Below are 26,138 nucleotides of genomic sequence, written 5' to 3' on the forward strand. Positions count from 1 at the left end.
TAAACAGGTGATGCCGTAGGCAGCTCAACATTTGTCTTGAGCCCGTTGCCGCGCCGTAAGACAATTACGTTTCGTCTGATGAAATTTTGAACGTGTAAGTTTCAGCTGCGGAAGTTCAACAAATCGGCCAGGACACCACGACAGAGCCGACAGCCTTCACCTTCGCGTGAATGAGACTGCTAAATACCAATCCGACGACATGCTTACATCTCTCCTTCCGCCATCCGTCTCGCCTGCGTTACGGCTAAGGTTTCATTGCCGTTCAATGGAACTGCAAAGGCCGCTTTCCACCGTTACCATGGCGTTCACCGTCGTGGCCTTTCTCATTTTCGTGGTCGCTCGCGCGCACGTGACGGGTATCGAATTGCCGCTCTGGCCGCGCCTGTTGTGCGCGCTGTCACTTTCACTGCTCGTGGCGGCAATTCCGCGCGCGCCCTCCACTTTCGTGTTCGGCCTGATCGGCGCGGCGTACGTGGTCGTGCTGCAGATTGGCGTGATGATCACCGTGACCGGGGTCGAGCAGCCGCTCTACTGGATGCTGCCCGCCGGCATGGTCGTGCCCATCTGCGCCGCACCGCTATGGCTCACGCCGCGGCATTTCGTGCTCGGCACGATCGCGTTTTATATAGCGGGCATTCCTTTTGTGTTCTCGGTGCCCTTCACGCACGACGACTGGGTGTTATGTGCAATGTGGGTTGCCATCGGTATTCCGACCGCGACGGCGTTTCATTTCGGCTTCTACTGGTTCCGGCTCAATCACTTCTTGCTGGAAGAGAAGCTCATTACGCTGGCGGCAACCGATCCCCTCACGCAAATTCTCAACCGTCGCGCGTTCCTCGAACGGGCCGAGGAGATGCTGAGCGCACTGCGCACGGGCGATGAGATTGTCAGCGCGATCTTTCTGGACGTCGATCGATTCAAGTCCCTCAACGATCAATATGGCCACGCAAGAGGCGACGATGCGCTGCTGCAGGTCACGCAGATCATCAAGGACGCAATACCGCCCGAGGGGATCGCGGGCCGGCTCGGCGGCGAGGAATTCGCGGTGCTGATTCCGACTGCGGAAACGCATCAGGCGAGGGAACTTGCAGATCTCCTGCGCATACGCATCGCTGGTATCTTGCGGCCCGACGGGTTCCTGACCGCGAGTTTCGGCGTTGCGCATCGTCGTGAACATGAGGGCGTCGTCGCGCTGCTCGATCGCGCAGATGAAGCGCTGCTGCGCGCGAAACATGCTGGCCGCAATCGCGTGTTCGTGGAGCGGACCAACAGCGTTGCGCGTGTGCGGGCAACGGCTATCGATGATGATATCGATGCTTCCACAGATCAAACTCCCGACGCCGATACCGTCAGGCACTGGGGTCCGTTCGAACTTTCCACGCACTTCCAGCCGCTCTATAGTTTGTCGCACCAGAAGCAGGTCGGCTTCGAGGTCCTCTTGCGTGGACGCGATCGGGACGGTCATCCCGTTCAACCGGAGTTGCTCTTCGCGCCGCAATCTAATCCGGATGTCACCGAGCTCGATTCGCTCACGCATCATCTGCACTTCAACAATGCGCGCAAGCGTTTGCCGCAGGACACGTGGCTGTTCTTGAACGTCGCGCCGTCCACGTTCATTCAGGTTGGCTATGAGCAGACGCTCGCGAACATGGCGAGCGCGGCGGGACTCAGTCCGGGCAGCATCGTGCTGGAGATCCTGGAGTCGGAAGGCGTGAGCGTGGAGGAACTGGCGCTGGCCGCGTGGCGGTATCGGGGATGCGGATTCCTGATTGCCGTCGATGACTTCGGCGCGGGCCATTCCAACCTCGACCGCCTGCTGCGGATTCAGCCGGACTTCGTGAAGCTCGATGGCGAACTGATTCGCGCGAAGAGCCGTGCTTCGGATCAGCCGTTGTTATCGACCATTGTGTCGCTGCTGCATCGCGCGGATATGCTCGTGGTCGTGGAAGGGATCGAGACGACTGAAGAGCTCGTGCTCGCGGTCGAATCCAACGTCGATTTTGCGCAAGGATTCTTGCTCGGCAGACCGAGCGCGAGCATTCCATCGCCCGAAGCGGTGATGCGGCGCATCGACCATGCATTCGATGTCATCGCCGAAGGACGCAGCGTGCGCGCGAGCCGTTTTGAAGCGCAACTGTCGCCCTATTTGGCGATGGTGGAAACGGCGGCCGCGGCGTTATCGAACGGCACCGAGGTTGACGAAGCCATTGCACCGATGACCGGTTTCGCGCTCTGCCGTCGCTGTTTCGTGCTCGACCACACGGGCCGCATCGTGGGACAGGAGTTTGTCGGGCGAGCGGGACCCGGCGGCGACTCGAGGCTCGGTCCGTTGCTGTCCACGCAATCGGCGCGCTGGGATCATCGGCCGTATTACTGGAAGGCCGTGGCGAACATGGGGAAGGCAGTGTTCTGTCAACCTTACCTGTCGCTTACCAGCGGACGCGCTTCGGTGGGCGTGACAATGGCCGTGCAACGCGAGGGCAAGGTGATGGTCGTTGGCAGCGAACTCGACTGGACGTCGCCGCATCTGGCATGGCCTGCTGGAGAGTGAAATGCTTTAGATGCAGATATTGATGTGCAACGACGTTCCATAAGCGGTGTATTGACAACCGATACACGTCGGCATAAGATTCGTATATCTAATGTATATACGTTTTGGAGGATGCCATGCGTGATGCACTTATCAATCTGCGCGCGTTGCCTGAGCAACGGGACCTGATCGACCATGCCGCGAGCCTGCTCGGCAAGAACCGGTCCGACTTCATGCTGGAAGCCGCGTGCGAGCGCGCTCAGGCGGTCGTGTTGGATCAGACGTTCTTCAACCTCGACGCAGAAAAGTTCAAGCAGTTTACCCATATGCTGGACGCTCCAACCACACCGAACGCCGGTCTTGCACGCCTCATGAAAGTGAAGGCGCCATGGAGCGCTAACAAGAAATGAGTTTGCAGCTTTCCGCGCCGCAGCCGCTTTTGGAAGCGCATGACGTTTCCGACTTTTCATGTGGCAATGCCGAATTGGACGACTGGCTTAAAAAGCGTGCCCTCTTCAACCACGCATCCGGCGCGAGCCGCGTATTTGTGACCACAGATACAGATGATCGCGTGTACGGTTACTACGCACTCGCTGCAGGTGCAGTTGCCCATCGCGAGGCAACTGGCAACGTTCGTCGAAACATGCCTGACCCGATTCCTGTCGTGGTGCTAGGACGACTTGCACGCGATATCAATGCCCGGGGAATTCAGCTCGGTGCGTCGTTGCTGCAGGATGCGGTCAATCGCGCGGTTACTGTTGCGGAAAAAATGGGTGTTCGTGCCATTCTGGTTCACGCGATCGATGATCGAGCCGTGGCGTTCTACGAAAGCTATGGCTTAAGGCCGTCACCCATGCACCCTATGACCCTCCTGCTTCGTCTGAGCTAGACATTCGGTTGTGCTTTTCAAACGACATCAGCGCCCTTCCTGCTCCCGACCGTCCGCAATTTTTGAATGCACGAATCCACGAATGCAATGACCGACTCGACCTCCAAGCGCTTTTCCGACCCTGAAATTGCAGGGGTTTATCGGGCGATTCACGAACGCCGCGACATGCGGCATTTCACAGACGCGCCGGTCGCGGCCGAACTGATGGCGCGATTGATCGATGCCGCGCATCACGCGCCGAGCGTTGGGTTCATGCAGCCCTGGCGCTTCGTGCGCGTGACCGATCGCGGTTTGCGTCTGGCGCTGCACGACATCGTGGAAACGGAACGTTGCGCAACGGCCGCGGCGCTCAATGAACGAAGCGATGAATTCATGCGCCTCAAGGTCCAAGGCATTCTGGATTGCGCGGAGGTGTTGGTGGTCGGCTTGATGGAAAACCGCGAGCACCATGTTTTCGGCCGCCGCACGTTGCCGGAAATGGATCTTGCGTCGGTGGCCTGCGCGATCCAGAACATGTGGCTTGCAGCACGCGCTGAAGGGATTGGTCTCGGATGGGTATCGTTGTTCGATGTCGCAGCCGTGCAGCGTCTGCTCCATATGCCGGCAGATGCAAAACCGGTTGCCATTCTCTGCATCGGCCACGTGCAGCATTTCTACGACGAGCCCATGCTGCAAGCCGAAGGCTGGGCGCAACGTGTGCCCGCAGCACATTGTGTTGAAGAGAATCGCTGGCCCGAAGCGCTCAGCGATCGCGATAACCGATAAATCCCTTTCCCTTGCCGTCGATCGAATCCGCGATGTAATATGACGTCTGATAACGTATGAGCTTGCCGCATACAGATTCATACTCAGGTTTTCAACTCAAGCCGAAATTCGAGCAATTACGCAAGAGGAAGCCGTCATGACCGCGCCTACGCAAGACTCGCTGCACTCGCCCTACCAGCCGCTTCCCAACACGTTTCGCCAGTCCGTCCTGAAACAGGAGAAGCAGATTGGTTGCTGGGCGTCGCTCGGCAGCCCGATCACGACCGAATTGCTCGGCATGCTTGGCTTCGACTGGATTCTGCTGGACGCGGAGCACGCGCCCAATGACGTCCTCACGCTCATCCCGCAGCTGATGGCGCTCAAGGACAGCCGTAGCGCGCCCGTGGTGCGCCCGCCGGCCAACGAGAGCGTGATCATCAAGCGCCTGCTCGACAGCGGCTTCTTTAACTTCCTGATCCCGTTTGTCGACAGCGCCGCCGACGCCACCCGGGCCGTCGCCGCCACCCGCTATCCGCCGCAAGGCATCCGCGGGGTATCGGTAGGACACCGAGGTAATAAATACGGCACCGTGCCCAGCTACCTCACCACCGCTAACGACAATATCTGCGTGATCGTGCAGATCGAGAGCCGCAAGGCGGTGGAGTCGATCGATGAAATCCTCGCGGTCGATGGCGTAGATGCCGTGTTTCTCGGACCATCGGATCTGGCGGCATCGTATGGACATCTCGGCAATGCGAATCATCCGGACGTGCAAAAGGCCATGGCGCATGTCTTCGATCGCGCCCGCGCAGCCGGTAAAGCGAGCGGCACGCTTGCGCCCGTGCAGGCCGAGGCTGAACGTTATCTCGCGATGGGCTGCCAGGTGATCGCGGTGTGTGCGGATATGGGCCTGTTGCGCAACGCGGCGCAAGCCGTGCAGAAACATTTCATGCAGAAGTAAAGTTTTATCGAGTGGCATCGACGACTGCGAACCCGAATTTTTTTGGAGGATGACATGCAAAAAGCAGGTTTTATCGGACTGGGAATCATGGGCAAGCCCATGGCTGAAAACCTCGTCAAGAACGGCGTCGCGCTCGCGGCGTTCACACGCAGCGGCGTGCCGGCGGAGTTGACGCAAGCGGGCGCTGTCGCCTGCGACAATCCTGCAGCGGTCGCCGCACAAGCCGACGTGATCTTCGTGATGGTCCCGGATACGCCCGACGTCGAGCGTGTCCTGTTCGGCGAGAACGGCGTGGTCGCGGCGCTGCGCCCGGGCCAGATCGTGGTGGACATGAGCTCGATCTCGCCCATCGCCACACGCGACTTCGCGGCCAAGGTTCGCGAGCGCGGCGCGGAGTATCTGGACGCGCCGGTATCTGGCGGCGAAGTGGGCGCAAAAGCGGCGTCGCTGACCATCATGGTAGGTGGATCGCAAGCTACGTTCGATACCGTCAAGCCGCTCTTCGACATGATGGGCAAGAACGTCTCGCTGATCGGTGAAGTGGGCGCGGGACAGGTCTGCAAGCTGGCGAACCAGGTGATCGTTGCCGCGACCATTGAAGCGGTGGGCGAAGCGTTGTTGCTGGCATCGAAGGCGGGTGTCGATGCCGAGAAAGTACGCAAGGCGCTGATGGGCGGATTTGCGTCGTCGCGCATTCTGGAAGTGCACGGCGAGCGCATGACCAAGCGTACGTTCAATCCGGGCTTTCGCATCGAGCTGCATCAGAAGGATTTGAACTTGGCGTTGTCGACGGCGCAATCGCTCGGGGTGTCGTTGCCAAATACAGCGACCTGTCAGGCGCTTTTCAACGCGTGCGCGGCGCATGGCGGCAAGGCGTGGGATCACTCGGGCATGGTTCGCGCGCTCGAATATCTCGCCGATCACGAGATCGGTCAGAACACGGCCAGCTGATTTTTCAGCGCATGAAAAAAAGGGCATCGCGTTTGTTTCGCGATGCCCTTTTTGTTTTGGTGAGACTCAGCCTTTCGTCACGCTCGCCGGCAAATCGCGACCGTGGTATTTCTTGTAGATCGTATTGAGGTTGCCGTTCTTCTGGTTCGTGCTGACCCAGTTGTTAACCCACTCCTTGAGCTTCGGCTCGTCCTTGTTCATCGCAATGCCGAGGTCGAAATCCTTCTGCGCAAACTTCAGTTCGAGATTGCGGTTCGGCGCGCGCTTGACCATCTCGCTCAAATTCGACGGCGTGCTGGAGAAGATATCGACCTGCCCGGTCACCACCGACGTGATCAACGTGGCGTCGTCTTCATAGCGCTGGATCTGAGCACCCTTCGCTTGTTGCGTGGTCAGCGTGTCGTTGACAGTGGCACGCGTCAGGCCAATCGTCTTGCCATCGAGATCGGCGTAATTCTTGACGTTCGTACTCTTCGTGCCACCCACGATGATCGTGATGACCGCATACGGAATCGAGAAGTCCACGACCTTCGCACGCTCCGGTGTGATCGAGAGATCCGCGATCACCAGATCGGCACGCTTCGCTTGCAAGGTCGGCACGCGCGCGGCGTTCGTGATTTGCACGAGTTCGAGCTTCACGCCCAGGTCCTTCGCAAGCGCTGCAGCAGTGTCCACGTCCGAGCCCGCGGGTTGCAGGTTGGCATCGGCGTAACTGAAAAGCGGCGTGCCCATGGCAATCGCAACGCGAATCTTGCCGGCCTTCTTGATGTCGTCGAGCTGGTCCGCCATGGCGTTGTGCGCCACGCCTGCAAGCAACAAAGCAGCTACGCAGCCGCGCATGATGAATGTGTTTGTTTTCAAAGCAGTCTCCATTTTTATGGTCGGTTCAAAAGGTTTGTTTGACGCAAGGGCCAAAACTACAGGCCGTTGTTCAGGAACGTGCGCAGCTCGGGTGTCTTCGGTGCATCGAGCATTTCGCCGCTGCCCACTTCCCACACCTTCCCCTGGTGCATATAAATGATGCGATCCGCCACGCGCTTGGCAAACGCCATCTCGTGCGTGACGAGCAACATGGTCATGCCGCCCTTCGCGAGATCTTCCATCACGCGCAGCACTTCACCTGTCAGTTGCGGGTCGAGCGCGGAGGTCACTTCGTCGAACAGCATGACTTTCGGCGACATGGCAAGCGAGCGCGCAATCGCAACGCGCTGTTGCTGGCCACCGGAAAGCTGCTCCGGATAGGCATCGGCTTTTTGCCCGAGACCTACTTGTTCGAGCACGCCCATTGCCACGCGGCGCGCTTCGTCGCGGCTCATCTTCTTCACGTGACGCAGCGCGAGCATGATATTTTCTTCTACGGTCAGATGCGCGAAGAGGTTGTAGCTTTGAAACACGATCCCCACTTCGCGGCGCAACTGATGCAGATCGACCTTGGGGTCATCCACACGAATGCCGCACACTTCAATGGTGCCGCGATCGATTGTTTCCAGTCTGTCGATACATCTTAACGCCGTGCTCTTTCCCGAACCGCTCGCGCCGATCACGGCGATCATCTCGCCCTTTTCCACTTCCATTGAGACGCCCTTGAGCACCTGATTCGAGCCGAAGCTCTTATAGACGTCTCCGAGCTTAACGATTGCCGACATTGAGCTTTTTCTCCATCGATTGACTCCAGCGCGAGAGCGGATAACACAGCGCGAAATAGAAGACTCCGACCAGCCCGAACACAAGGAACGGCTGAAAAATCGAGTTGTTGATGATCTGCCCGGCGCGTGTCAATTCAACGAATCCGATCACCGATGCAAGCGATGTCATCTTGATCACCTGCACCAGAAAACCAACCGTAGGCGGCAACGCAAGACGCAGTGCCTGGGGAATGATCACGAGACGCAGCGTCTGCCAGCGCGTGAGCGACAGACACTCGGCGGCTTCCCATTGCGGTTTCGGCATGGCGTCTATACACCCGCGCCAGATATCGCCGAGATACGCGCTCGTATAAACCATCAGCGCAAACCCGGCCGCGACCAGTGCAGGCACTTCGAAGCCATAAACCGAAAACCCGAAGTAGACGATGAACAGCAAAATCAGCAGCGGAATGCCTTGGATTGCTTCGATATAAACCATCGCCACACGGCTGAGCCAGCGGTGCTTCGAAATGCGCGCGAGCATCACGCCGAATCCGCCGATGCTTCCCAGCACGAACGCTAGCGCGGACAACGCGAGCGTCCACACGATCGAATGTACTAGATAGTACAAATGCGCCGCAGTGAAACCGCCGCTCATGCTGCACCTCCGGGTATCACGGTATCGATGCGGCCTTGATCGGGCACCGGCTTTCCTGCTCGATCCGCTGCTCGGCGCATGACCCGCTTGCGCTTGAACGCCACCTCGCCCACTGCCCATGCCGCAAGCTTGATCAACAGCGACAACGCAAGGTACAGCAGCGCCACCACAATGTACGTTTCGAGCGAACGGAAGGTGTCGGACTGCACGGTGTTTGCGGTCGCCGTGAGTTCTTCGGCCGAGATTTGCGACGCGATCGCCGAGGCTTGCATCATCAGGAGGAACTGGCTCGTAAGCGCCGGATAAACCTTTTCGATGGAAGGCTGCAACATCACGTGCCAGCCGATCCGCCAGCGCGACAGCCCGAGGCATTCCGCTGCTTCGAGCTGGCCGCGCGGCACGGATTCAAGCCCCGCACGAATGATCTCGGCTGCATAAGCGCCGATGTTGATGATCATCGCGAGCGCGGCCGCCGTGAACGTCGGCATGCGCACGCCGAAGCTCGCGAGGCCAAAATAGAGCAGGAAGATCTGCACGAGAAATGGCGTGTTGCGCACGGCCTCGATGTAGATCGAGCACGCATTGGATAGAAGCGGGTTCTTTCCGCGCTTGGCGAACGCCACGAGCGTACCGACGATCACGCCGAAAAAAACCGCTACCGTTGTCATCTTCAGTGTGAGCCATGCCCCTTTCAGGAACACCGGCCAGTACGGAAGCAACGGACTGAAGTCGAGATGGAAATTCATCGCAGCAATGTCTTTGGTTGTGACGAACGCAGGCTTTGGCTCGCCGCTCGCGCCCTTCTTGTGTTCTGCCGATGCGCTTCAAGCGGGCTTGTTTCGGGTCGTGGCGACTACAACAACACCCGGGCGTTCCGGTTTATTCGAACGGCCCGGTCGTGGTGAACGCTCCGCCTTGCAGCACCGCGACCGCGCTGCCGGGCGCAGGCGCGGGTTGCGCCTCGACCTTCGAGCGAAACGGTTCCGACGAATCACGCGGCGCGAACCCGAGCCTTTCCGCAAAGCGGTTGTCCCACCATTTGACCTGGTTGTCGGACATCCCATACACGACCGTATGTCCCACATCCGGCGTAAAAAGGCTGCGCCGCAAGAGGTCCAGCAGGTCGTCGTAGCTGAGCCAGCTCGCCATCATGCGGCGATCTTTCGGTTCTGGAAACGCCGAGCCAATCCGAATGCTCACCGTCTCGATGCCATACCGGTCGAAGTAGAACTGCGCCACGTCCTCGCCGAATGATTTCGACAAGCCGTAGTAACCATCGGGGCGGCGCAGCGCGTGCGCGTCGATCGTCTCGTCCTGCCTATAAAACCCCGTGACGTGATTCGAGCTCGCGAAAACGATGCGCTTCACGCCATGCTTGCGCGCCGCTTCATAGAGGTTGTAGACGCCCTTGATGTTGGCTTCCAGCACTTCCTCAAAGGGTCTTTCCACCGATACCCCGCCGAGATGGATCACGGCGTCGCAGCCTTGGACGAGTGCGTCGACGGCCTGCTTGTCCGACAGATCGCAGGGCACGACTTCTTCATTGGCTGCGGTTTCGGATGGGAGCGCCGCGGCGAGGTCGGAGATCCTGATGGTCTCGGCAAATGAAGCCACGCGCGGACGGATGACCTTGCCTACGCCTCCCGCAGCGCCGGTCAGCAGCAGACGATTGAACGGGCGAATGTTGTCTTGGTTGGCCATGTGAGCCTGTCTCCATTAAGCGCGGCTGATCGGAGCTCGTGCACTCCTGTTGCGATTGGTTCAGCCGCCTAAATTGTGTGTCATTGTACGTTGTCATATGACTATAGCCTGCATATAATCATTCGCTAATGCGTTTGTCAACGATTCGCGAACATTATCCCAATCGAGGTGGCCGTGCTCAGATCGCCCAATGCGCTGTTCGAACCGTCTGGACAGCCTGCCGCGCGACGAAGTCTGACAACAGAACTCGTCGATGCAATCAGGCTGCAGATTGAATCTGCGGAGTTGCGCGTGGGCGATCGTCTTGCGACCGAAGCTGAAATGGTGCAACGCTTCAACGTGAGCAGAACGGTTGTGCGTGAGGCGCTATCGAAGTTGCAGGCAGCGGGATTGGTAGAAACCCGGCATGGAATTGGAACCTTCGTATGCGAAGCGCAACCGCGTTCCCTTTTCCGGCTCGATCCCGAGGATGTGGCGGGTTCCATCGACGCCCTCGCCGTTCTAGAACTTCGGATCAGTCTTGAGACCGAGAGCGCGGGATTGGCTGCGGCACGCTGCGATAAAACCCAGATCGCCGAGATGCGGCAAGCGCTGACCGAATTCGAGCACAACGTGGGCGAAGCGACCGAGACCATTTCGCCCGATATCCGCTTCCATCTGGCTATCGCGAATGCCACGGGCAACCGCTATTTCGTCGAAATCCTGAAGCACCTCGGCATGCACATGATCCCGCGCACTCGCATCACGCGAACGCAAATTCCGCCCGTGCAATACGCCGAATACCTCACGCGCGTGAACCGTGAACATGAGCAGATCTGCGATGCGATAGAACGTGGCGACGCCGATTCAGCACGCACCGCCATGCGCCTTCATCTGATCAACAGCCGTGAACGCTTGCGCCGCGCAAAAGAAAATAGCTGAAGATGCTCATCGCTTGAGCGGCGCCGCAACCGATGCGCGACGCGTGACCGTCACTGGGAACTCGCGATAGATTTGGTACTCGGTCCCATAGCATTCGTTCAGCAGCCATCGGACTGCGTTTTGCGTAAGATCCGCCGTCGGGATATGAACCGATGTCAGCCCCGGCGCTGAAAATGCAGCCGAGTAGTCATCGTCGTAACCGACCACCGATACCTCTCGCGGCACCGAGATACCCGCTTGCTGCAGGCACGACAATGCGCCGATCGCCATGGTGTCGTTGGCGCAGAACAGACCCGTGAAGCGCTTCTTTGAAGCCAGCAACAAGCGCGCCGATTCATACCCGCCCTCGGGTGAGAAATCGGATTCGATCATCTGCACATCGGTGCGATCGATTCCGCTACGCGTCAGTTCTTCGAAGAAACCGGCGAGCCGCGCCTGATTATCGAAGGCCATGAACGGGCCTGAAATCACCGCTATTTCCGTGTGCCCGGCTTCAATGAGCGTCTGCGCGGCGAGCGTCCCGCCGCGATGATGATCCGGACAAAACGACGCCTCCGGCATCTGCGCAAAATCACGATTCAGGAACACCATCTTCGGATGCATCCGATGCAGCTTGATGAGGTCATCGTCGTGCAGATCGTGGCTTGTCACCACCACGCCATCGCAATCGCGGCCGATCAAAAACTGTACGGCGGAAACCGCCTGATCGCGCGGAGAATCGTCGCCGTAGCCGGTCGCGACCACGACATGCCTGTGCACTTGGCGCAGCTCGGTATCGGTTTGCTTGAGGATCGTGCCGTAATACGGTCCATGAAACGACGGCACGAAAATGCCGATCATGCCGAGCGATTGCTTGGACAACGCGCGCCCAATGGACGACGGCCGGAAATTGAGCTCGGCAATCGCCGCCTGCACGCGTGCCAGTGCATCGGCCGATACCGGTCCGCGGCCGGAAATTGCCCGCGACGCCGTGGACATGCCCACGCCGGCGAGAACCGCGACGTCCTTCAGGGTTGCCACGTCGACTCCATGAAATAAGCCCTACAAGCGATCGCCGCCGGTTTCATCGAAGAGAGAAATGCGTTCTTTCTGGATCGAAAAACCGGTAACTTCGTCGACCGCGGCCGTCGCGGATTCCTGCGCGATGGACGCGATTTGGGCGCCATGATAATCGAGCCAAATTACCCGGTGGTTGCCCATGGGTTCGACAAGCGACACCGTTGCCTTGTGTTCGAACGCGGGATCGATCAGGACGTCCTCGGGGCGCACGCCGAGCACGCACTGCTGGTTTTCGCGCGGCGTCCTGACAAAGGGATACGCCGATACATCCACGTCAATGTGATCGTTCTGGAACTGGATGCCGCCTGCATCGTAGTGAAGCGTGCCCTTGAGCAGGTTCATTCCCGGCGAGCCGAGGAAGGTCGCGACAAACAGGTTGTTCGGGCGCGCATACACGTCGGCGGGCGTGCCGATCTGCTGGATCACGCCGCCGCGCATCACCGCCATGCGGGTCGCGAGCGTCATGGCTTCCACCTGATCGTGCGTGACATAGATCATCGTGGCGCCAAGACGCTTGTGCAGTTGCTTGAGCTCTCGCCTGAGTTCGGTGCGCAACTTGGCGTCGAGATTGGAGAGCGGTTCATCGAAGAGAAATACATCGGCTTCGCGCACGATCGCACGTCCGATCGCCACGCGTTGACGCTGACCGCCCGACAATTGCGCAGGCCTGCGCTTGAGCAACGGACCGAGTTGCAGCATCTCCGACGCACGCGCGACGCGCCGCTCTATTTCAGCCTTGGGCGTTCCCGCGATGCGCAAACCGAACGACAGGTTGCGCTCCACGTTCATCGTGGGATAAAGCGCATAAGACTGGAAAACAAGGGCGATGCGGCGATCTTTTGGGTCGGCCCACGTCATGTCCTGGCCGCCTATTTCTATGCTGCCGCCGCTGACATTGATCAACCCGGCAATGCTGTGCAGCAAGGTCGACTTGCCACAGCCCGACGGCCCGAGCAGCACGAGAAACTCGCCAGGCTCGACGTCGAGATCCAGCGATTCGATGATCGTGTTCGCTCCCAGCTGGATCTCCAGATCGCGGATGGAAACATTGGATTTTGCTGCAGACATGACTGTAGACATGATCGCCCTTGACTAACCCTTGACGGCACCGGAAGCAATGCCGCGGACGAACCAACGGCCCGACACGAAGTAGATGGCGAGCGGCACCATGGATGTAAGAATGGTCGCCGCCATGTTGACGTTGTAGAGGCGTTCGCCGGTCGTGGTGTTGATGATGTTATTGAGCTGCACGGTCATCGGCAGGTTCTTGGTGCCCGCGAAAACAAGGCCCAGAATGAAGTCGTTCCAGATACCCGTGACCTGCATGATCACCGCGACCACGATGATCGGCGCGGACATGGGCACCATCAGTTGCAGGAAAATGCGCCAGAAACCGCCGCCATCCACGCGCGCCGCCTGGAACAATTCGTGAGGCAAGGCCGCGTAGTAATTGCGGAACAAAAGCGTCATGACGGGCATGCCGAAGATCGTATGAATCAGCACGATGCCCGGCAACGAACTGAACAGATGCACCGTTGCAAGCACGCGAACGAGCGGATAAACCATCACCTGTACGGGAATGAATGCGCCCATCAAAAGGATCGCGAACAAGGTGCCGGCGCCACGCGGTTTCCAGAACGACAGCGCGTAACCGTTCACCGCACCTACGAGTATCGACAGGACCGTGCTCGGCACAACAATGCGCACCGAGTTCCAGAAGCCGACTTGAATGCCCTTGCAATCGAGGCCCGTGCATGCGGATTGCCACGCTTCGCGCCATGCATCGAGTGTGAAATGCACCGGGAAAGCGAGGATGTTGCCCATGCGAATTTCGGTCATCGGCTTGACCGACGTTACGAGCATCACGTACAGGGGCAACAAGAAAAATAGCGCGGATGTAAACAGGAACGCATATACGCCGAGTCGCGCGGGAGAAAAGCGCGGCTTGCGTCGAAGCGGCGGACTCGAAGTACTCGTGCGTAAGGTGCTCATCGTGCATCCCTTAAGCGCAACGCGCGGCTGCGAACGTAGAACACCGGCGCGAGAATCGCGAGCACGGTAACCAGCAAAACGATCGACGCCGCCGATGCCAGCCCGAGATTCGCGCGCCCGAACAGATAGTCCATGATGAACTTCGCGGGCACTTCGCTTGCCGTGCCGGGGCCGCCTTGCGTCATGGCAACGACGGCATCGTAGAGCTTGATGACCATCACGAAGAGCAGGATGAACGCAGTCGATATCGATGCGCCGAGCATGGGGATCACAATGCTCGCGTACACGCGCCAACGCGGTATGCCATCAATACGCGCGGCCTTCCAGATCTCTTCATCAATGCCGCGCAAGCCTGCCAGCAAGAGCGCCATCACGAGGCCCGACGCCTGCCACACGGTCGCGATCACGAGCGTGTAGACCACCTTGTCCTGATCGACGATCCAGTCGAAGCGCGCATGCGTAAAGCCGATCCTGTGCAGCACCTCCTGAATCCCGAGTTGCGGATTCAGGATCCACTGCCAGACGAGACCGGTCGCCACGAACGACATTGCATACGGATATAAAAACACCGTACGCAACGCGCCCTCGCCCACCACTTTCTGATCGATGAACACCGCCAGCAGCAATCCGATCGCGAGACACACGACGATAAACAACACGCCGTAGATCACGATGTTCTGCAGCGACAACATCCATCGGTCGTTATTGAAAAGCCTCACATACTGCGAGACGCCCGCAAAGCTCGTGGACGCGAACGTGCGCGAGTTCGTGAACGACGTGCGCAAGCTCCATAACATCGTGCCGAGATAAGCAAACACCACGGTCAGCGCAAGCGGCACGAGCGCAATATACGCGGCCAAAGGAAACCGCTTCCTCAGCGGTTTCTTTCTCGCATGCCTCGCGGCTGGCCGCAGGGATTTATCGGCGGGCGTCGCGGACATCAGCTTTTGAGCCCGCTGGCGAAGGCCTTTTGTGCGTCCTCGACCGACTGGTTCTTGTTCCAGAAGTTGGTGATGACGTCCTGCAACGCACCGTTGATATCCGGCGGCGTCAGCATTTCCGGGTTCGGCAACTGCCGAGTCTTGTCCTTCATGATCGCAATGCCCATCTTCGCGCACATGTCGAGGCTCGAATCATCGATGTCCGAACGAATCGGAATCGAGCCCTTCTTCGCGCTGAACGCAACCTGCGCGGCCGGCGACGTCATGACGGTCGCCAGAAGTTTCTGCGCCTTGATTGCATTGGCGTCGTCGGTCTTGGGAAACACGAAGGCATCGCCCGCCACCAGATACGGTGAATGCGGACCAAAGCCCGGGAAGCAGCCGAAGTCCTTGCCGGCCGATTGTTTCGCCGCGACGAACTCGCCCTTCGCCCAGTCGCCCATGATCTGAACGCCGGCCTTGCCCGAGATCACGAGCGCCGTTGCGTCGTTCCAGTTGCGTCCAGGCGAACCCGGATCGATGTAGTTATGCAGCCGCTTGAACTGCGTCAGCACATTTTTGAAAGCAGCGGATTTGACTGCGTTCACATCGCGATCGCGATAGATCTTCAAATACAGATCGGGGCCGCCGACATCGGCGAATACGGCGTCGAACGTGATTTTCTCCTGCCATGCCTGGCCGCCGAGCGCGAGCGGGATCACGCCGGCCGCCTTCAGCTTGTCGAGGTCCGCGATGAATTCATCGTAAGTGGCGGGCTCTTTCGTGATGCCGGCTTTCTGGAACGCCGGCTTCGAATAGAAGAACCACGCGGGCATATGGATATCGACGGGCGCCGCGTAGTAGTGACCATTCGATTTGATGCTCTCGATGATCGATGGCGGAAAGGTCTTGTCCCAGTTCTCTTTCGCGGCGACGTCGTCCACGTTGTTCAGCAAACCCTGGTCGATGATGTCGTGGAATTGCTTGGATGTATTGAACTGTGCAGCGGTCGGCGGATCGCCGCCCATGATGCGGTTCAGCGCGGTCGAGCGCGCCTGGTCGGCGCCGGCCACCGCGTTGTCGACCCACAGACCGCCGGCCTTGTTGTAGGCATCGGCGAATTGCTTGATGGCGGCGGATTCACCGCCCGACGTCCACCAGTGAATCACGGTGGCTTTCAACGGATCGGCGTGCGCCGCGCTCGTGGCGGCAACGGCCGCAACCGCGGCAATCACACCGACAACCAGTTTCTTCATGCAGTTCATTGAGTCTCCTCCGGGCTGTCTCGCCCATGTGGTCCAACGGAATCAGCACTGATGCGTAGAATAGGTTCAGCTATGCGCGGGCGTTACGTTCCTCGAGAAATTTCGCGACCAGTTCGGCGCTGCGTTTGAACGTGCGCTTTTGCGTCTTGTAGTCCACATGAACCACGCCGAAACGACGCTCGTAGCCAAAAGCCCATTCGAAGTTGTCCATCAGCGACCAGATGAAATAACCGCGTACGTCCACGCCCGCCTTGATCGCGCTGTCCACAGCCGCAAGATGGCGCTTGAGGAAAGAGATGCGTTGTTCATCGTTCACGCGGCCATCGACTACTTTGTCGTCCGACGCCATGCCGTTTTCGGTGATGTAAATGGGCGGCAATTGCGGATACGTCTTGTGGAATCCGATCAGCAGGTCGCGCAAGCCATCGGGATAAACCTCCCAACCCATTTGCGTGCGTTCCACGCCGTCCAGCGTCACTTCCGTGAAACCATGCGCGCCATCGCTTTTAACGTTGGTACGGAAGTAATAGTTGATACCGAGAAAATCCAGCGGCGCGCCGATCGTCTCCATGTCGCCATCGAGAATTAGCGGTTCAGTGCCCGGCCACAACTCGAAAAGATCCTTGGGATAGGCCTTCTTCAATAGCGGATCGAGGATCCACGCGTTGTGCTGGACTTCGAACAGATGAGCGGCGTGCGTGTCGGCCGCGCTGTCGGTTTCAGGCGAGCTCTTGCCCACGTTCGCGACAATGCCCTTCAGCGAGCCGGGATCGTTCGCGCGCAGCACCTCGACGGCCTTGCCGTGCGCGAGCAGCAGATGGTGCATTGCTTGCGTGGCGTAACGGCCGTTGGCCAGACCCGGCGCGTGATGTCCGTTGCCGTAGCCGAGGAATGCCGAGCACCACGGTTCGTTGAGCGTGGCCCAGGCATCGACCTGGCCTTTCAGCTCGCGGCTCATCAAGTCAGCGTATTCCGCGAACCGATAAACAATGTCGCGATTCAACCAGCCGCCACGGTCTTCAAGATACTGCGGCAAGTCCCAGTGATACAGCGTGACGAAGACCTTGAGTCCCTTCTCTTTGAGGCGCCCGACGAGCTTCTTGTAGAAATCGATGCCCTTCTGGTTCGGCCGCCCGGCTTCGTCCATCACGCGCGGCCACGCAATCGAAAGACGATAACCATCGACGTTCAGCGCCGACAGCAAATCAAGATCCGATTCCCATCGATGATAGTGGTCGCACGCCACCGCGCCGGTGTCGCCGGCGAGCACTTTTCCGGGCGTGGCGGAGAATGTGTCCCAGATCGATGGGAGGCGCCCGTCTTCATCGACTGCGCCTTCGATCTGATACGACGCGGTCGCCGCGCCAAGCAGGAAATCGCGTCGCCAGAGGGCGGAATCGGCGGGTGGGGAAAACGGATCGGCGGAAACAACGGAGGCGTCGAGTGCCACGGAAACTCCTGTAGATCGGTGGAGTGGAAGCGCTTCCACAAGCGCTTGCGAACGATAGCAGCGCCGATTAAACAGGGACAATCCGGGTTTGTATGGATGCGGGAATGGTGCGGAGGGAGTGGTCGGCGGATGACTTGGGAGCGTGGGCGGCAGCCGTAAAACGTGGCTGGAAACAGCCGCGCTCACATAAAAATCAGAGTGTGTAGGGCACACGCACGCCGGGATGGTCCGGCGAAAAATCCTTGGTATTACGCGAAACCAGCAGCAGCGAATGCGACTGCGCGGACGCCCAGACAATCGCATCGGGAAGTTTCACGCGATGCTTCTGGCGTAGCTCCACTGCCCTGGCTGCGATCTTTTCATCGATGGCGATAACACGAAACGTATTGAGCCACGCACGAAGCTTCGACTCGCTCGCAGGCGTGGCGCCAACCATGATCTCCATCCACGTGATCAGGCTGATTGCCCGCGACTCGTAACGTGTCATTTCGTTCTTGGCGGTTTCGATTCCGTTGAGGTAATCGATGAGGATGCAGGTATCGAAGAGCGCGTTCACCATTCCGAACGTAACCCTTCCTGATAATCCAGACCATCGATCTCCCGGCTCTCCCACAGACCAAAAACGTCCGCTGCCAACGCGGGTTTGCGCTGCGCAATGTATAGGTCGAGCGCGTCGCGAATGACCGCGGCCCGGGCACGTTTGTCCACCTCGGCAATTTGCGTGATTTCGCTTAATTGGGCGTCAGTCAGGTCGACGAGAATTCGGCTCATGGCAATCTCTATATACGATATCAGCATCGTATATCATTTATTGCGCATCGGCAAAACTGGATACGCTTCCGCTCTGTACTTACCCCGCACACGCCACAGGTATCCGCGCGACAAATCGCGTCCCCGCTTCCGCCGATGAACTCACGGACAACAAACCGCCATGCGCCTTCACGATCTGCGAGCAGATGTAGAGGCCGAGCCCAAGACCACCGCCCGGCTGGCTCGTCGCGGGACGCCAATACGGTTCGAATACCTTTTGCAGGTCCTCCAGCACGATTGGCGACCCTGAATTCGAAACGGTGATCATCAGCTCATCGCCGTCCACGCGGGCATCGACGAGAACGGGCCGGTCCGGCGCGCCGTGATGCAGCGCGTTGGCAAGCAGGTTCGACAACAACTGCTGCAATCGGCCACGGTCGCAGTCGATGCTGCGGTTCACCTCGATCTGATCCAGCACGACGCGCCCGGGATTCGCTTCGCGCAATTCCGCGACGATATCGGCGAGCGCATCGGCCATGTCGCTGACAGGCGCGAGCGTCATGCCCAGCCCGCCGCCGAGCCGGCCGCGCGCGAAGTCGAGCACGTCGTCGATCAGCCGCGACATGCGCCGGGTGGTCGTGCGCAGGCGGGTGCCAAGCGACACGAGGCCCGCGTCGTCGCGGCGCGTCAGCAGTTCCGCCGTTGCACCCACGGCGGCCAGCGGATTGCGTAGATCGTGACCCAGCACCGCGATGAACTGCTCCCGCAACTCGGCCGTCGCCCGTTCGTCCAGCAGCGCGGCTTCGGTCGCCGAGCGCTCGCGTTCGCTATCGAGTTGCAGTGCGATCAGCTCGGCGAAAAGCGTGAACATGGTCAGCGTGCGGTTATCGGACACGACCGCCGGACGCGGATCGATTGCGCACAGATTGCCGAAATATTCGCCGTTGGGCAGGATGATCGGCACCGATATATAACTTTCGATGTTATAGATGCGCGGCGTGTGGTGATTTTTGTAGACCGGATCGACGCTGGCGTGATCGACGACAATCGGCACGCGCTGCGCACGGGATTCGCTGCAAAGCGTGGTGTGGAGATCGAGCTGGCCGCCGGCCACGAGCCCGAAGTCGATGTTGTCCTGTACCGCGCACGCGGTCCACGTGCCCTCGGTGACGCGCGCGACCGCCGCGAACCCGAGCCCGGTGTTCTTGCAGATGACGCGCAAGATGGAGGGCACCGCGCCGATGCGCGCAACCGCCGCCACGTCGCGGGCGATATCGTCGTCGTTGTCGCTCATGGGCGCGTGCAGGAATAAAAAAGGTTTTTCATTAGAGGTGAGATTTTAGCTTGAAGCACCGTAGTCCAACGCACCAGCGAGTCAGGATTGTGCGGCGGGCCACAAAATTGCGTTCATCGGCACGTTGTATTCTGCAGGCCGCCGGGATTGTTGCTATTTTCCGCGGGGTTACGGCTTTGCCATGAGCATGAACAGAACGGGACCGGACGGCATGGAACGCAAAATATGCCGCTCAGTCATGCAATGTGCTTGACACAGTACAACATGTAGCGCCGAGCGGTCTGAATCCAAACCCGAAGATGTTCCCGCACCTAAATTTCTACGAAGAACAACGATGACCGGAGCAGTTCTTTTCAAGTCGCCCACAGGCATCCCGGGTTTCGACGACGTGACCCTCGGCGGTTTGCCCCTCGGCCGCCCGACGCTGATGTGCGGCGCCGCCGGATGCGGCAAGACGCTATTCGCCATGACCTATCTTGCCGAAGGCGTCCTGAAGTACGGCGAACACGGCGTTCTGGTCAGCTTCGAGGAATCGGCGGCGGATCTCGCGGCCAACGTTGCGTCGCTCGGTTATGACGTCAACGCGTTGATCGAAGAGAAAAAACTTGCCATCGATCACGTCAGGATCGACCCGACTGTCATCGAGGAAACCGGCGAATACGATCTGGAAGGCCTGTTCGTGCGCCTCGATTTCGCCATCAGGAGCGTGAACGCCAAGCGAGTCGTGCTCGACACACTCGAAGCGCTGTTTGCAACCTTTCCGAACCCGGACTTGCTGCGCGCGGAATTGCGGCGCCTGTTCGACTGGCTGAAGGAACGCGGTGTCACGGCAATCGTCACGGCGGAACGCGGCGCGGGCGGCCCGGGCCAGCTTACGCGCCATGGCATCGAAGAATACGTGTCCGACTGCGTGATCCTGCTCGACAACCGCGTTGAAAACCAGGTCAGCACGCGGCGCTTGAGGATCGTCAAATATCGCGGGTCGGCGCACGGGACGAACGAATACCCCTTTCTCATCGATACCACCGGCATCAGCGTCCTGCCCATCACATCGGCGGGTCTGTCGCACATCACGTCGAACGAAACCACGTCCACGGGAATCGACGATCTCGACGCCATGCTGGGCGCCGGCGGCTATTTCGTCGGGTCGAGCGTGCTCGTATCGGGGCTCGCCGGAACCGGCAAGACGACCTTCGCAGCCAAGTTCGTGGAAGCACGCTGCGCGCTCGGCGAGCGAACGCTTTGGTTCGCGTTCGAGGAATCGCCGGAGCAGATCGCGCGGAACATGCGCTCGGTGGGCGTGGAACTTGCGCAATACCTGGGAGGTTTGCTCAGGATCGAATCGACGCGACCCAGCTTTTTCGGCCTCGAAATGCATCTGGCGCGCATGGCCCGGGAAATCGGCGAGTTCAAACCGACTGCCGTAGTTATCGATCCGATCTCGTCGCTGCGCGGCGTTGAATCCGAGGTGCACGCCACGTTGCTGCGGCTCGTGGACCTGCTGAAGGCGCATGGCATCACCGCAGTCTTTACCAGTTTGACGAGCACCGATCAGGCATCGAGCATCAATGACCGCAGCATTTCGTCGCTGATGGACACATGGATTTCGCTGTCGCATGTGGAAACGAACGGCGAGCGCAACCGGCTCGTGTACGTGCTGAAATCGCGCGGCATGGATCACTCCAATCAGGTACGCGAATATGAAATCAGCAAGGAAGGAATCGCCATGGTGCCGGCCTACGTGGGCGCGCGCGGCGTGCTGACCGGATCGGCGCGGCTCGCGCAGGAAGTGCAGGAACGCGATGAACTCGTCGCGCGGGAAGAAGCCGTGCAGCAGAAAATGCGCGAGCTTGCACGGCGGCGCAAGGTGGTCGAGTTGCAAGTTGCTGAACTGCAATCGACGCTGGAAGCAGAAGCCACCGACCTCGAGGCATTGATCGCGCAACGCGACGAACACCAACGCACCCGCGACGCTGACCGCGTCGACATGGCTCGCATCAGGCGGTCAAAACAATGACCAGTCACAAATCGTATTTGCTCTGCTTGCCCGGGCCGTTCAGGAAAATCATCGGGGTTCGTTTCGATTTTGAAGCCGCACTCGCCGGGCGCTTTCGCTCCGGGATTCAATCATGAGCGCCCAACCCGTGGACGTGGACAGCGGGCTTTCGTCGCAGGAGCAGCCTTCTGATCTGCTCGTGCTGCGGCTCTACGTAACCGGAAACACGCACAGGTCCACGCGCGCCGTGGAAAACGCCCGGCGCCTGCTCGAAAGCGTGGCGGCAGGACGCTTCAAGCTTGAAGTCATCGATATCTATTTGCATCCTGAAGCTGCCATCGCCGCGCAGATCATCGCTGCACCGACGCTGGTGAAGCTCAATCCCGGACCGCTGCGGCGAGTGATCGGCGACTTGTCGGATTCGGACAAGGTTATCGCCGCGCTCGGCCTGAACGCGCTCGAACGCTTTTTCTCCAAACCCTGACGCGCATGCCAGATCAATTCCGCGACCCGTCTGTCCTGTCGTCACTGGAAACCGCGTCCATCGATGAACTGCGCGAGCGGCTGCGCGAAGCGGAGGACACGCTCGACGCCATTCGCAGCGGCGCGGTGGATGCGGTCGTGGTGGGCAGCAACGAAGACAGCCGCATCTACACGCTCGAAAGCGCGGACCGGCCGTATCGCGTGCTGGTCGAGCAGATGCAGGAAGGTGCGGTCATGCTCTCCAGCGACGGCACGATCCTCTACGCGAACGAACGCGCCGTGCAGTTGCTCGACCGCGAAGTGGCGCATGTCGTCGGCCGGGCGTTCAGCGCGTTCGTGCTCGAAGGACAACATGATCGCCTGGCCGAACTGCTGCACGAGAGTGCGACTGGCACCGCGCGCGATGAACTCACGCTGTTGTCCGCAGGCAGCGAGACGCCGGTGTATTGCAGCTTCAAGGCGCTCGATGCCGAACGCAATCGCGACCGCCTTATCTGCGGCGTGATTTCCGATCTGTCGCAGCAACGGCAAATGGAAGCGCGTTTGCATCAGGCGCAGAAGATGGAAGCAGTCGGCCAGTTGACAGGCGGGCTCGCGCACGACTTCAACAACTTGCTGCAAGCCATTCACGGCAACCTGGAACTGATCAAGCGCATGCCGGCCGACTCCGGGCGCGTGCTCGGCTGGACCGGCAACGCCATGCGCGCGGTCAGCCGCGGCGCCAAGCTGACCGCGCAATTGCTCGCGTTTTCCCGCTCGCAGAAACTCGAACTGAAGGCTGTGGCCGTGGCGCAACTCGTGCACGGCATGGCGGATCTTTTCGATCGCACGCTGGGGGCATCGGTCGATTTGCGGTTGGAACTCACCGACGAAACCGCGCTCGTGATCGCCGATGCAACCCAGCTCGAACTCGCGCTCCTCAACCTCGCGATCAACGCACGCGATGCCATGCCATCGGGCGGCGTGCTGCGCATCGGCTCGGTATCGAGGACGATTACGGACGACGCCGATCTCGAAGATGGCGACTACGTGGAACTCAGCGTGACCGATACGGGCACTGGCATGCCCGCCGATATCGCCTCGCGTGCTTTCGAGCCGTTTTTCACGACGAAGGAACTCGGCGCGGGTACCGGTCTCGGACTCGCCCAGGTGTACGGAATCTGCCGGCAGGCAGGCGGCCATGCGCGCATCGAGAGCAGTCCGCAGGGCACGCGCGTGTCGCTGTTTCTGCGCCGTTCGCCGGAAGTGCCGGCATCGCAGGATCCATCCGCGATACTGGTGGTCAGCGCGAACAAAAAAAGCGCGCCGTACATCCTGGTGGTCGACGACGATCCCGATGTGCGCGCGTTCATGGTCGAAACGCTGGTTTCGCTGGGGTATCGGGTGGAATCGGCGGCGAGCGGCCGCGCGGCGCTGCACATGATGGCCGAAACGCAGCCCGACTTGCTGGTGCTCGATTTCGCGATGCCGCATCTCGACGGCGCCGCGGTCGCGAAGCTCGCGCGCTCGAACGGTCATGCAATGCCGATCGTGTTTGCGAGCGGCTACGCAGACAGCTCGGCGCTCGATGCCGCGATGGGCACGAACATATCGCTGTTGCGCAAACCGTTTTCGATCGCGCGCTTGTCGGCGGCGGTCGCAGCGGCTTTATCGGCGGAAGAGCAATAAAGCCTTACCAGCGGCGCGAGGCCGAAGGCGAAGGCTGGCCCGCTTTCGCGAGCACGGGTGCAAGCGTTTCTTCGGCCGGAACCTCGCCCCGTCGCCGCGTCTGCTCGGACTCTTCGGCAAGCCGGTTCGTTTCCCAGTCGCGTTGCCACGCCTCGACTTCCTGACGCCGTTCGATTGCGAGCCGCGCGTCCTCTTCCTCGTCGATCCACGCGGAGAACGTGGAGAACGCACGCTGCACTTCTTCGTATTGATCGGCCGGACCGGAAACCGTGAACAGCAAACGCTCGCCGTGTCCTGGATGAGCCCAGTAAAACGCGATCTCGTGTTCGGTCGCGGCGACGGCTTTTGTGTAAGGCACGACGTACGGACTCGATGCAGTTTTAGCTGGCGATACCGGCGCGAAATCGCTCCAGCGCATCATCTCTTCTTTGGACGCTTCGAACTTGGGCGCTTCCGGTTCGACGTCGCGCGGCGTCCGTTCTTTCGTCACGATCTTGACCGGCCATTCGAAGCTCCCTGAACGCAGGCGCTGGAATTCGCCGGGGGCATCGCTGGAAATGAATTCCTTCGATACCCGGTTCACGTTCAGCGTGCGCGAAGCCAGTCGCAGCACCAGATCGACGCCGCCGCCGATCATGCGGATACGGCGTTCGTCGGCCCGGATCTCGGCCACGCATCGCGACGACACCGGCGACTCGCGCCGGTCGTCCATATATCCATGGACCCAGAGCAACGCCAGCACGAGCAACGAAACCGCGACCGCGACATCGGTCTGCGGCGCGAGTACGAGCCCGGCAAAAAGCATGACGATGGACACAGCGAACGCGCTGATCTTGATCACCCGCCCAAAAGCGGTCTCAGCATGGAAGAAAGCAAGCAACCACATGATTTTCCCGGATCTTTTTCTTTGTTTTAACTTTATCTCGCGGCCGGCATGCGCGAAGGTCTGATTCGCCCGGCTTGCGAAATGCACGATGCCTCGCATAACACTCGATAAAACAAGGAAACGCTGCGGAAACCCCCGTTACCGCAGCGCCCCTTTCTCCCACACACGACCCCACAAGTTTCAGCAATGATGCGCGCGGCGCAAAGCATCGCCCTCTCAAAACGTCCGCCTTTTCCGCCCATTCCGTTTGCGACATTCAATGCACGCTTACAAGATATTGCAGGCCCGATCACGCCCGCAGTTCGCGCACGCGCGCAGCCGTTTCCGCCCCAATGCTGCGGGCATTGCGCACCAGGCGCGAATTTGCCGCTGTGCGCAGACTCGTCACGCCGCTGGCAAAACGCCGGGCGCGTGCTTCCGTCGGCGTGCAGCCAAAGCGTTCCTTGAATGCGCGGTTGAACGTCGATTCGCTCATGAAGCCGACCGCGCACGCAATCGCGCCGATCAGGTCGCGCGTATGCATCGGCGATTCGAGGCGGCGCATGGCTTCATCGAGCCGGCGCGCGCGAACGTATTCGGCCACGCCGCCCATCGGCTCGAAGACTTCGTACAAGGCCGTGCGCGATACCTTCAACGTTTCCCGCAAGCGCGCCGGCCCGATACCAGGATCGGCGAGATTGCCTTCTATATAACTAAGCGCTTGCGCACGGACCATCGGCGTCAGGCGCGGATCGCCCGATTCCTCGCGGCGCTCGGCGCGGCGCAGCACGCACGCGGCCAGGAAATCGAGCGTGGCTTCGCCGGCGACGCCGGATTCTTCGTCGTCCATCGATGTCGCCACGTTTGCAAGACTGCGCATGTGCGCGGCGACCAGCCGCCCGATGGGATCCGTCGCTTCCCACGACAAACCGTGCATTTGCAGCAGGCCGCCTGTACGCCGGTCGATCGCCTGACGCGGAATCATCAGCGTCAGCATGGGTGCGTCGCGGCTGACGCCGGTGTTTTCGACCGCCAGGTCGCGCACGACCACGGAGCCGAGCGACACCTCGTGTGTATCGCGGCCGAACGTGGACATCAACCTGCCGTCGAGCAGGCAATGAACGAGATAGTGGTCAACACCAGATGTCGCGATCTTGCGCTTCGTGCGCTGGAACGCGACTTCGCCGTGCGTGATGTGAGAAGTCAGCAGCATGCCGCCCAGCGCCCAGCTTTCCTGGCTCGCCCGGAACGGCGCGGACGAGTTCCTGGGGCGCTGGATCTCGAACATGGCGTCGAGCCCTTCGCGCCAGATTTCCTCGGCATCGTTTTCCGCGAATTCGGCGCTGTCGAACTTGAGGATCAATGGCATCGCTTTACTCTGCCCTTTTCAATAAACCGCGCTAATTTTCGAATTGT

Annotated in this window: 26 protein-coding genes; 10 read left to right on the forward strand and 16 right to left on the reverse strand. The window is 59.9% G+C overall.

The window, feature by feature from the left end; genetic code table 11:
• Window positions 1-199: 199 nt before the first annotated feature.
• The 6 genes from ASG35_RS27865 to ASG35_RS27890 all read left to right on the forward strand — a co-directional run bounded on the left by ASG35_RS27865 (window position 200) and on the right by ASG35_RS27890 (window position 6,075).
• Window positions 200-2,551: a bifunctional diguanylate cyclase/phosphodiesterase gene (locus ASG35_RS27865; protein ID WP_056365362.1), complete on the forward strand. Its 2,352-nt coding sequence runs from the start codon at window positions 200-202 to the stop codon at window positions 2,549-2,551.
• A 116-nt stretch (window positions 2,552-2,667) separates the two neighbouring features.
• Window positions 2,668-2,940, forward strand: a complete 273-nt coding sequence (locus tag ASG35_RS27870; protein ID WP_056365365.1) for a type II toxin-antitoxin system TacA family antitoxin — start codon at window positions 2,668-2,670, stop codon at window positions 2,938-2,940.
• Window positions 2,937-3,419, forward strand: a complete 483-nt coding sequence (locus ASG35_RS27875; protein WP_056365367.1) for an N-acetyltransferase — start codon at window positions 2,937-2,939, stop codon at window positions 3,417-3,419. Before ASG35_RS27870 ends, ASG35_RS27875 begins: the two co-directional genes overlap by 4 nt.
• A gap of 87 nt (window positions 3,420-3,506) precedes the next feature.
• On the forward strand, window positions 3,507-4,184 hold the full coding sequence (gene bluB, locus ASG35_RS27880; RefSeq protein ID WP_056366084.1) for a 5,6-dimethylbenzimidazole synthase: 678 nt from the start codon (window positions 3,507-3,509) through the stop codon (window positions 4,182-4,184).
• Window positions 4,185-4,320: 136 nt separating this feature from the next.
• Complete coding sequence (gene garL / locus ASG35_RS27885; RefSeq protein WP_056365369.1) at window positions 4,321-5,124, forward strand: 2-dehydro-3-deoxyglucarate aldolase; 804 nt, start codon at window positions 4,321-4,323, stop codon at window positions 5,122-5,124.
• A gap of 54 nt (window positions 5,125-5,178) precedes the next feature.
• Complete coding sequence (locus tag ASG35_RS27890) at window positions 5,179-6,075, forward strand: 2-hydroxy-3-oxopropionate reductase (protein ID WP_056365371.1); 897 nt, start codon at window positions 5,179-5,181, stop codon at window positions 6,073-6,075.
• A 66-nt stretch (window positions 6,076-6,141) separates the two neighbouring features.
• On the opposite strand, the gene ASG35_RS27895 is transcribed toward ASG35_RS27890, so the two are convergent.
• The 5 genes from ASG35_RS27895 to ASG35_RS27915 form a co-directional block, all read right to left on the reverse strand.
• Window positions 6,142-6,936, reverse strand: coding sequence for a transporter substrate-binding domain-containing protein (locus tag ASG35_RS27895; RefSeq protein WP_056366087.1), 795 nt, complete (start codon window positions 6,934-6,936; stop codon window positions 6,142-6,144).
• Window positions 6,937-6,992: 56 nt separating this feature from the next.
• Window positions 6,993-7,721 carry an amino acid ABC transporter ATP-binding protein gene (locus tag ASG35_RS27900; protein WP_056365374.1) on the reverse strand — a complete coding sequence of 243 codons (729 nt, stop codon included), beginning with the start codon at window positions 7,719-7,721 and terminating at the stop codon, window positions 6,993-6,995.
• Complete coding sequence (locus ASG35_RS27905) at window positions 7,705-8,358, reverse strand: amino acid ABC transporter permease (protein WP_056365377.1); 654 nt, start codon at window positions 8,356-8,358, stop codon at window positions 7,705-7,707. Before ASG35_RS27905 ends, ASG35_RS27900 begins: the two co-directional genes overlap by 17 nt.
• The gene (locus tag ASG35_RS27910) at window positions 8,355-9,104 is read right to left on the reverse strand and encodes an amino acid ABC transporter permease (protein WP_056365381.1); all 750 of its coding nucleotides are present in this window, start codon (window positions 9,102-9,104) and stop codon (window positions 8,355-8,357) included. Before ASG35_RS27910 ends, ASG35_RS27905 begins: the two co-directional genes overlap by 4 nt.
• Window positions 9,105-9,237: 133 nt before the next feature.
• Window positions 9,238-10,059: an NAD-dependent epimerase/dehydratase family protein gene (locus tag ASG35_RS27915; protein WP_056365384.1), complete on the reverse strand. Its 822-nt coding sequence runs from the start codon at window positions 10,057-10,059 to the stop codon at window positions 9,238-9,240.
• Window positions 10,060-10,227: 168 nt separating this feature from the next.
• Between ASG35_RS27915 and ASG35_RS27920 the strand changes: the two genes are divergently transcribed.
• Entirely contained in the window at window positions 10,228-10,980 is a 753-nt protein-coding gene (locus tag ASG35_RS27920; RefSeq protein ID WP_056365386.1) for a FadR/GntR family transcriptional regulator, read from the forward strand.
• 6 nt (window positions 10,981-10,986) lie between these two features.
• On the opposite strand, the gene ASG35_RS27925 is transcribed toward ASG35_RS27920, so the two are convergent.
• The 9 genes from ASG35_RS27925 to ASG35_RS27965 all read right to left on the reverse strand — a co-directional run bounded on the left by ASG35_RS27925 (window position 10,987) and on the right by ASG35_RS27965 (window position 19,710).
• Entirely contained in the window at window positions 10,987-12,000 is a 1,014-nt protein-coding gene (locus tag ASG35_RS27925) for a LacI family DNA-binding transcriptional regulator (RefSeq protein WP_082508644.1), read from the reverse strand.
• Window positions 12,001-12,021: 21 nt separating this feature from the next.
• Window positions 12,022-13,119, reverse strand: coding sequence for an ABC transporter ATP-binding protein (locus ASG35_RS27930; protein ID WP_082508645.1), 1,098 nt, complete (start codon window positions 13,117-13,119; stop codon window positions 12,022-12,024).
• A gap of 12 nt (window positions 13,120-13,131) precedes the next feature.
• Window positions 13,132-14,031 carry a carbohydrate ABC transporter permease gene (locus ASG35_RS27935; protein WP_056365391.1) on the reverse strand — a complete coding sequence of 300 codons (900 nt, stop codon included), beginning with the start codon at window positions 14,029-14,031 and terminating at the stop codon, window positions 13,132-13,134.
• Window positions 14,028-14,972, reverse strand: a complete 945-nt coding sequence (locus ASG35_RS27940; protein ID WP_056365394.1) for a carbohydrate ABC transporter permease — start codon at window positions 14,970-14,972, stop codon at window positions 14,028-14,030. The genes ASG35_RS27935 and ASG35_RS27940 overlap by 4 nt, the downstream gene beginning before the upstream one ends.
• Window positions 14,972-16,207, reverse strand: coding sequence for an ABC transporter substrate-binding protein (locus ASG35_RS27945; RefSeq protein ID WP_442854872.1), 1,236 nt, complete (start codon window positions 16,205-16,207; stop codon window positions 14,972-14,974). Before ASG35_RS27945 ends, ASG35_RS27940 begins: the two co-directional genes overlap by 1 nt.
• A 79-nt stretch (window positions 16,208-16,286) precedes the next feature.
• Window positions 16,287-17,666 carry a GH1 family beta-glucosidase gene (locus ASG35_RS27950; protein WP_056365400.1) on the reverse strand — a complete coding sequence of 460 codons (1,380 nt, stop codon included), beginning with the start codon at window positions 17,664-17,666 and terminating at the stop codon, window positions 16,287-16,289.
• 193 nt (window positions 17,667-17,859) lie between these two features.
• Window positions 17,860-18,225, reverse strand: coding sequence for a type II toxin-antitoxin system VapC family toxin (locus ASG35_RS27955; RefSeq protein WP_056365403.1), 366 nt, complete (start codon window positions 18,223-18,225; stop codon window positions 17,860-17,862).
• Complete coding sequence (locus tag ASG35_RS27960; RefSeq protein ID WP_056366091.1) at window positions 18,219-18,437, reverse strand: hypothetical protein; 219 nt, start codon at window positions 18,435-18,437, stop codon at window positions 18,219-18,221. Before ASG35_RS27960 ends, ASG35_RS27955 begins: the two co-directional genes overlap by 7 nt.
• A gap of 79 nt (window positions 18,438-18,516) precedes the next feature.
• Window positions 18,517-19,710, reverse strand: a complete 1,194-nt coding sequence (locus tag ASG35_RS27965; protein WP_056365406.1) for a GAF domain-containing sensor histidine kinase — start codon at window positions 19,708-19,710, stop codon at window positions 18,517-18,519.
• A 334-nt stretch (window positions 19,711-20,044) separates the two neighbouring features.
• On the opposite strand from ASG35_RS27965, the gene kaiC reads away from it, so the two are divergent.
• From kaiC to ASG35_RS27980, 3 genes are all read left to right on the forward strand, one after another.
• Window positions 20,045-21,727: a circadian clock protein KaiC gene (gene kaiC / locus ASG35_RS27970; protein WP_056365408.1), complete on the forward strand. Its 1,683-nt coding sequence runs from the start codon at window positions 20,045-20,047 to the stop codon at window positions 21,725-21,727.
• A gap of 112 nt (window positions 21,728-21,839) precedes the next feature.
• Complete coding sequence (locus ASG35_RS27975) at window positions 21,840-22,190, forward strand: circadian clock KaiB family protein (protein WP_082508646.1); 351 nt, start codon at window positions 21,840-21,842, stop codon at window positions 22,188-22,190.
• A gap of 5 nt (window positions 22,191-22,195) precedes the next feature.
• Entirely contained in the window at window positions 22,196-23,857 is a 1,662-nt protein-coding gene (locus ASG35_RS27980; RefSeq protein WP_056365411.1) for a PAS domain-containing sensor histidine kinase, read from the forward strand.
• Between the two features lie 4 nt (window positions 23,858-23,861).
• Here ASG35_RS27980 and ASG35_RS27985 read toward each other — a convergent pair whose 3' ends face one another.
• Window positions 23,862-24,743 (reverse strand): hypothetical protein, encoded by an 882-nt coding sequence (locus ASG35_RS27985; protein WP_156393394.1) that lies wholly within the window; start codon window positions 24,741-24,743, stop codon window positions 23,862-23,864.
• Window positions 24,744-25,032: 289 nt separating this feature from the next.
• Entirely contained in the window at window positions 25,033-26,091 is a 1,059-nt protein-coding gene (locus ASG35_RS27990; protein ID WP_056365417.1) for a helix-turn-helix domain-containing protein, read from the reverse strand.
• Window positions 26,092-26,138: the final 47 nt, after the last annotated feature.

Source organism: Burkholderia sp. Leaf177, from assembly GCF_001424345.1.
Lineage (GTDB): Bacteria > Pseudomonadota > Gammaproteobacteria > Burkholderiales > Burkholderiaceae > Caballeronia.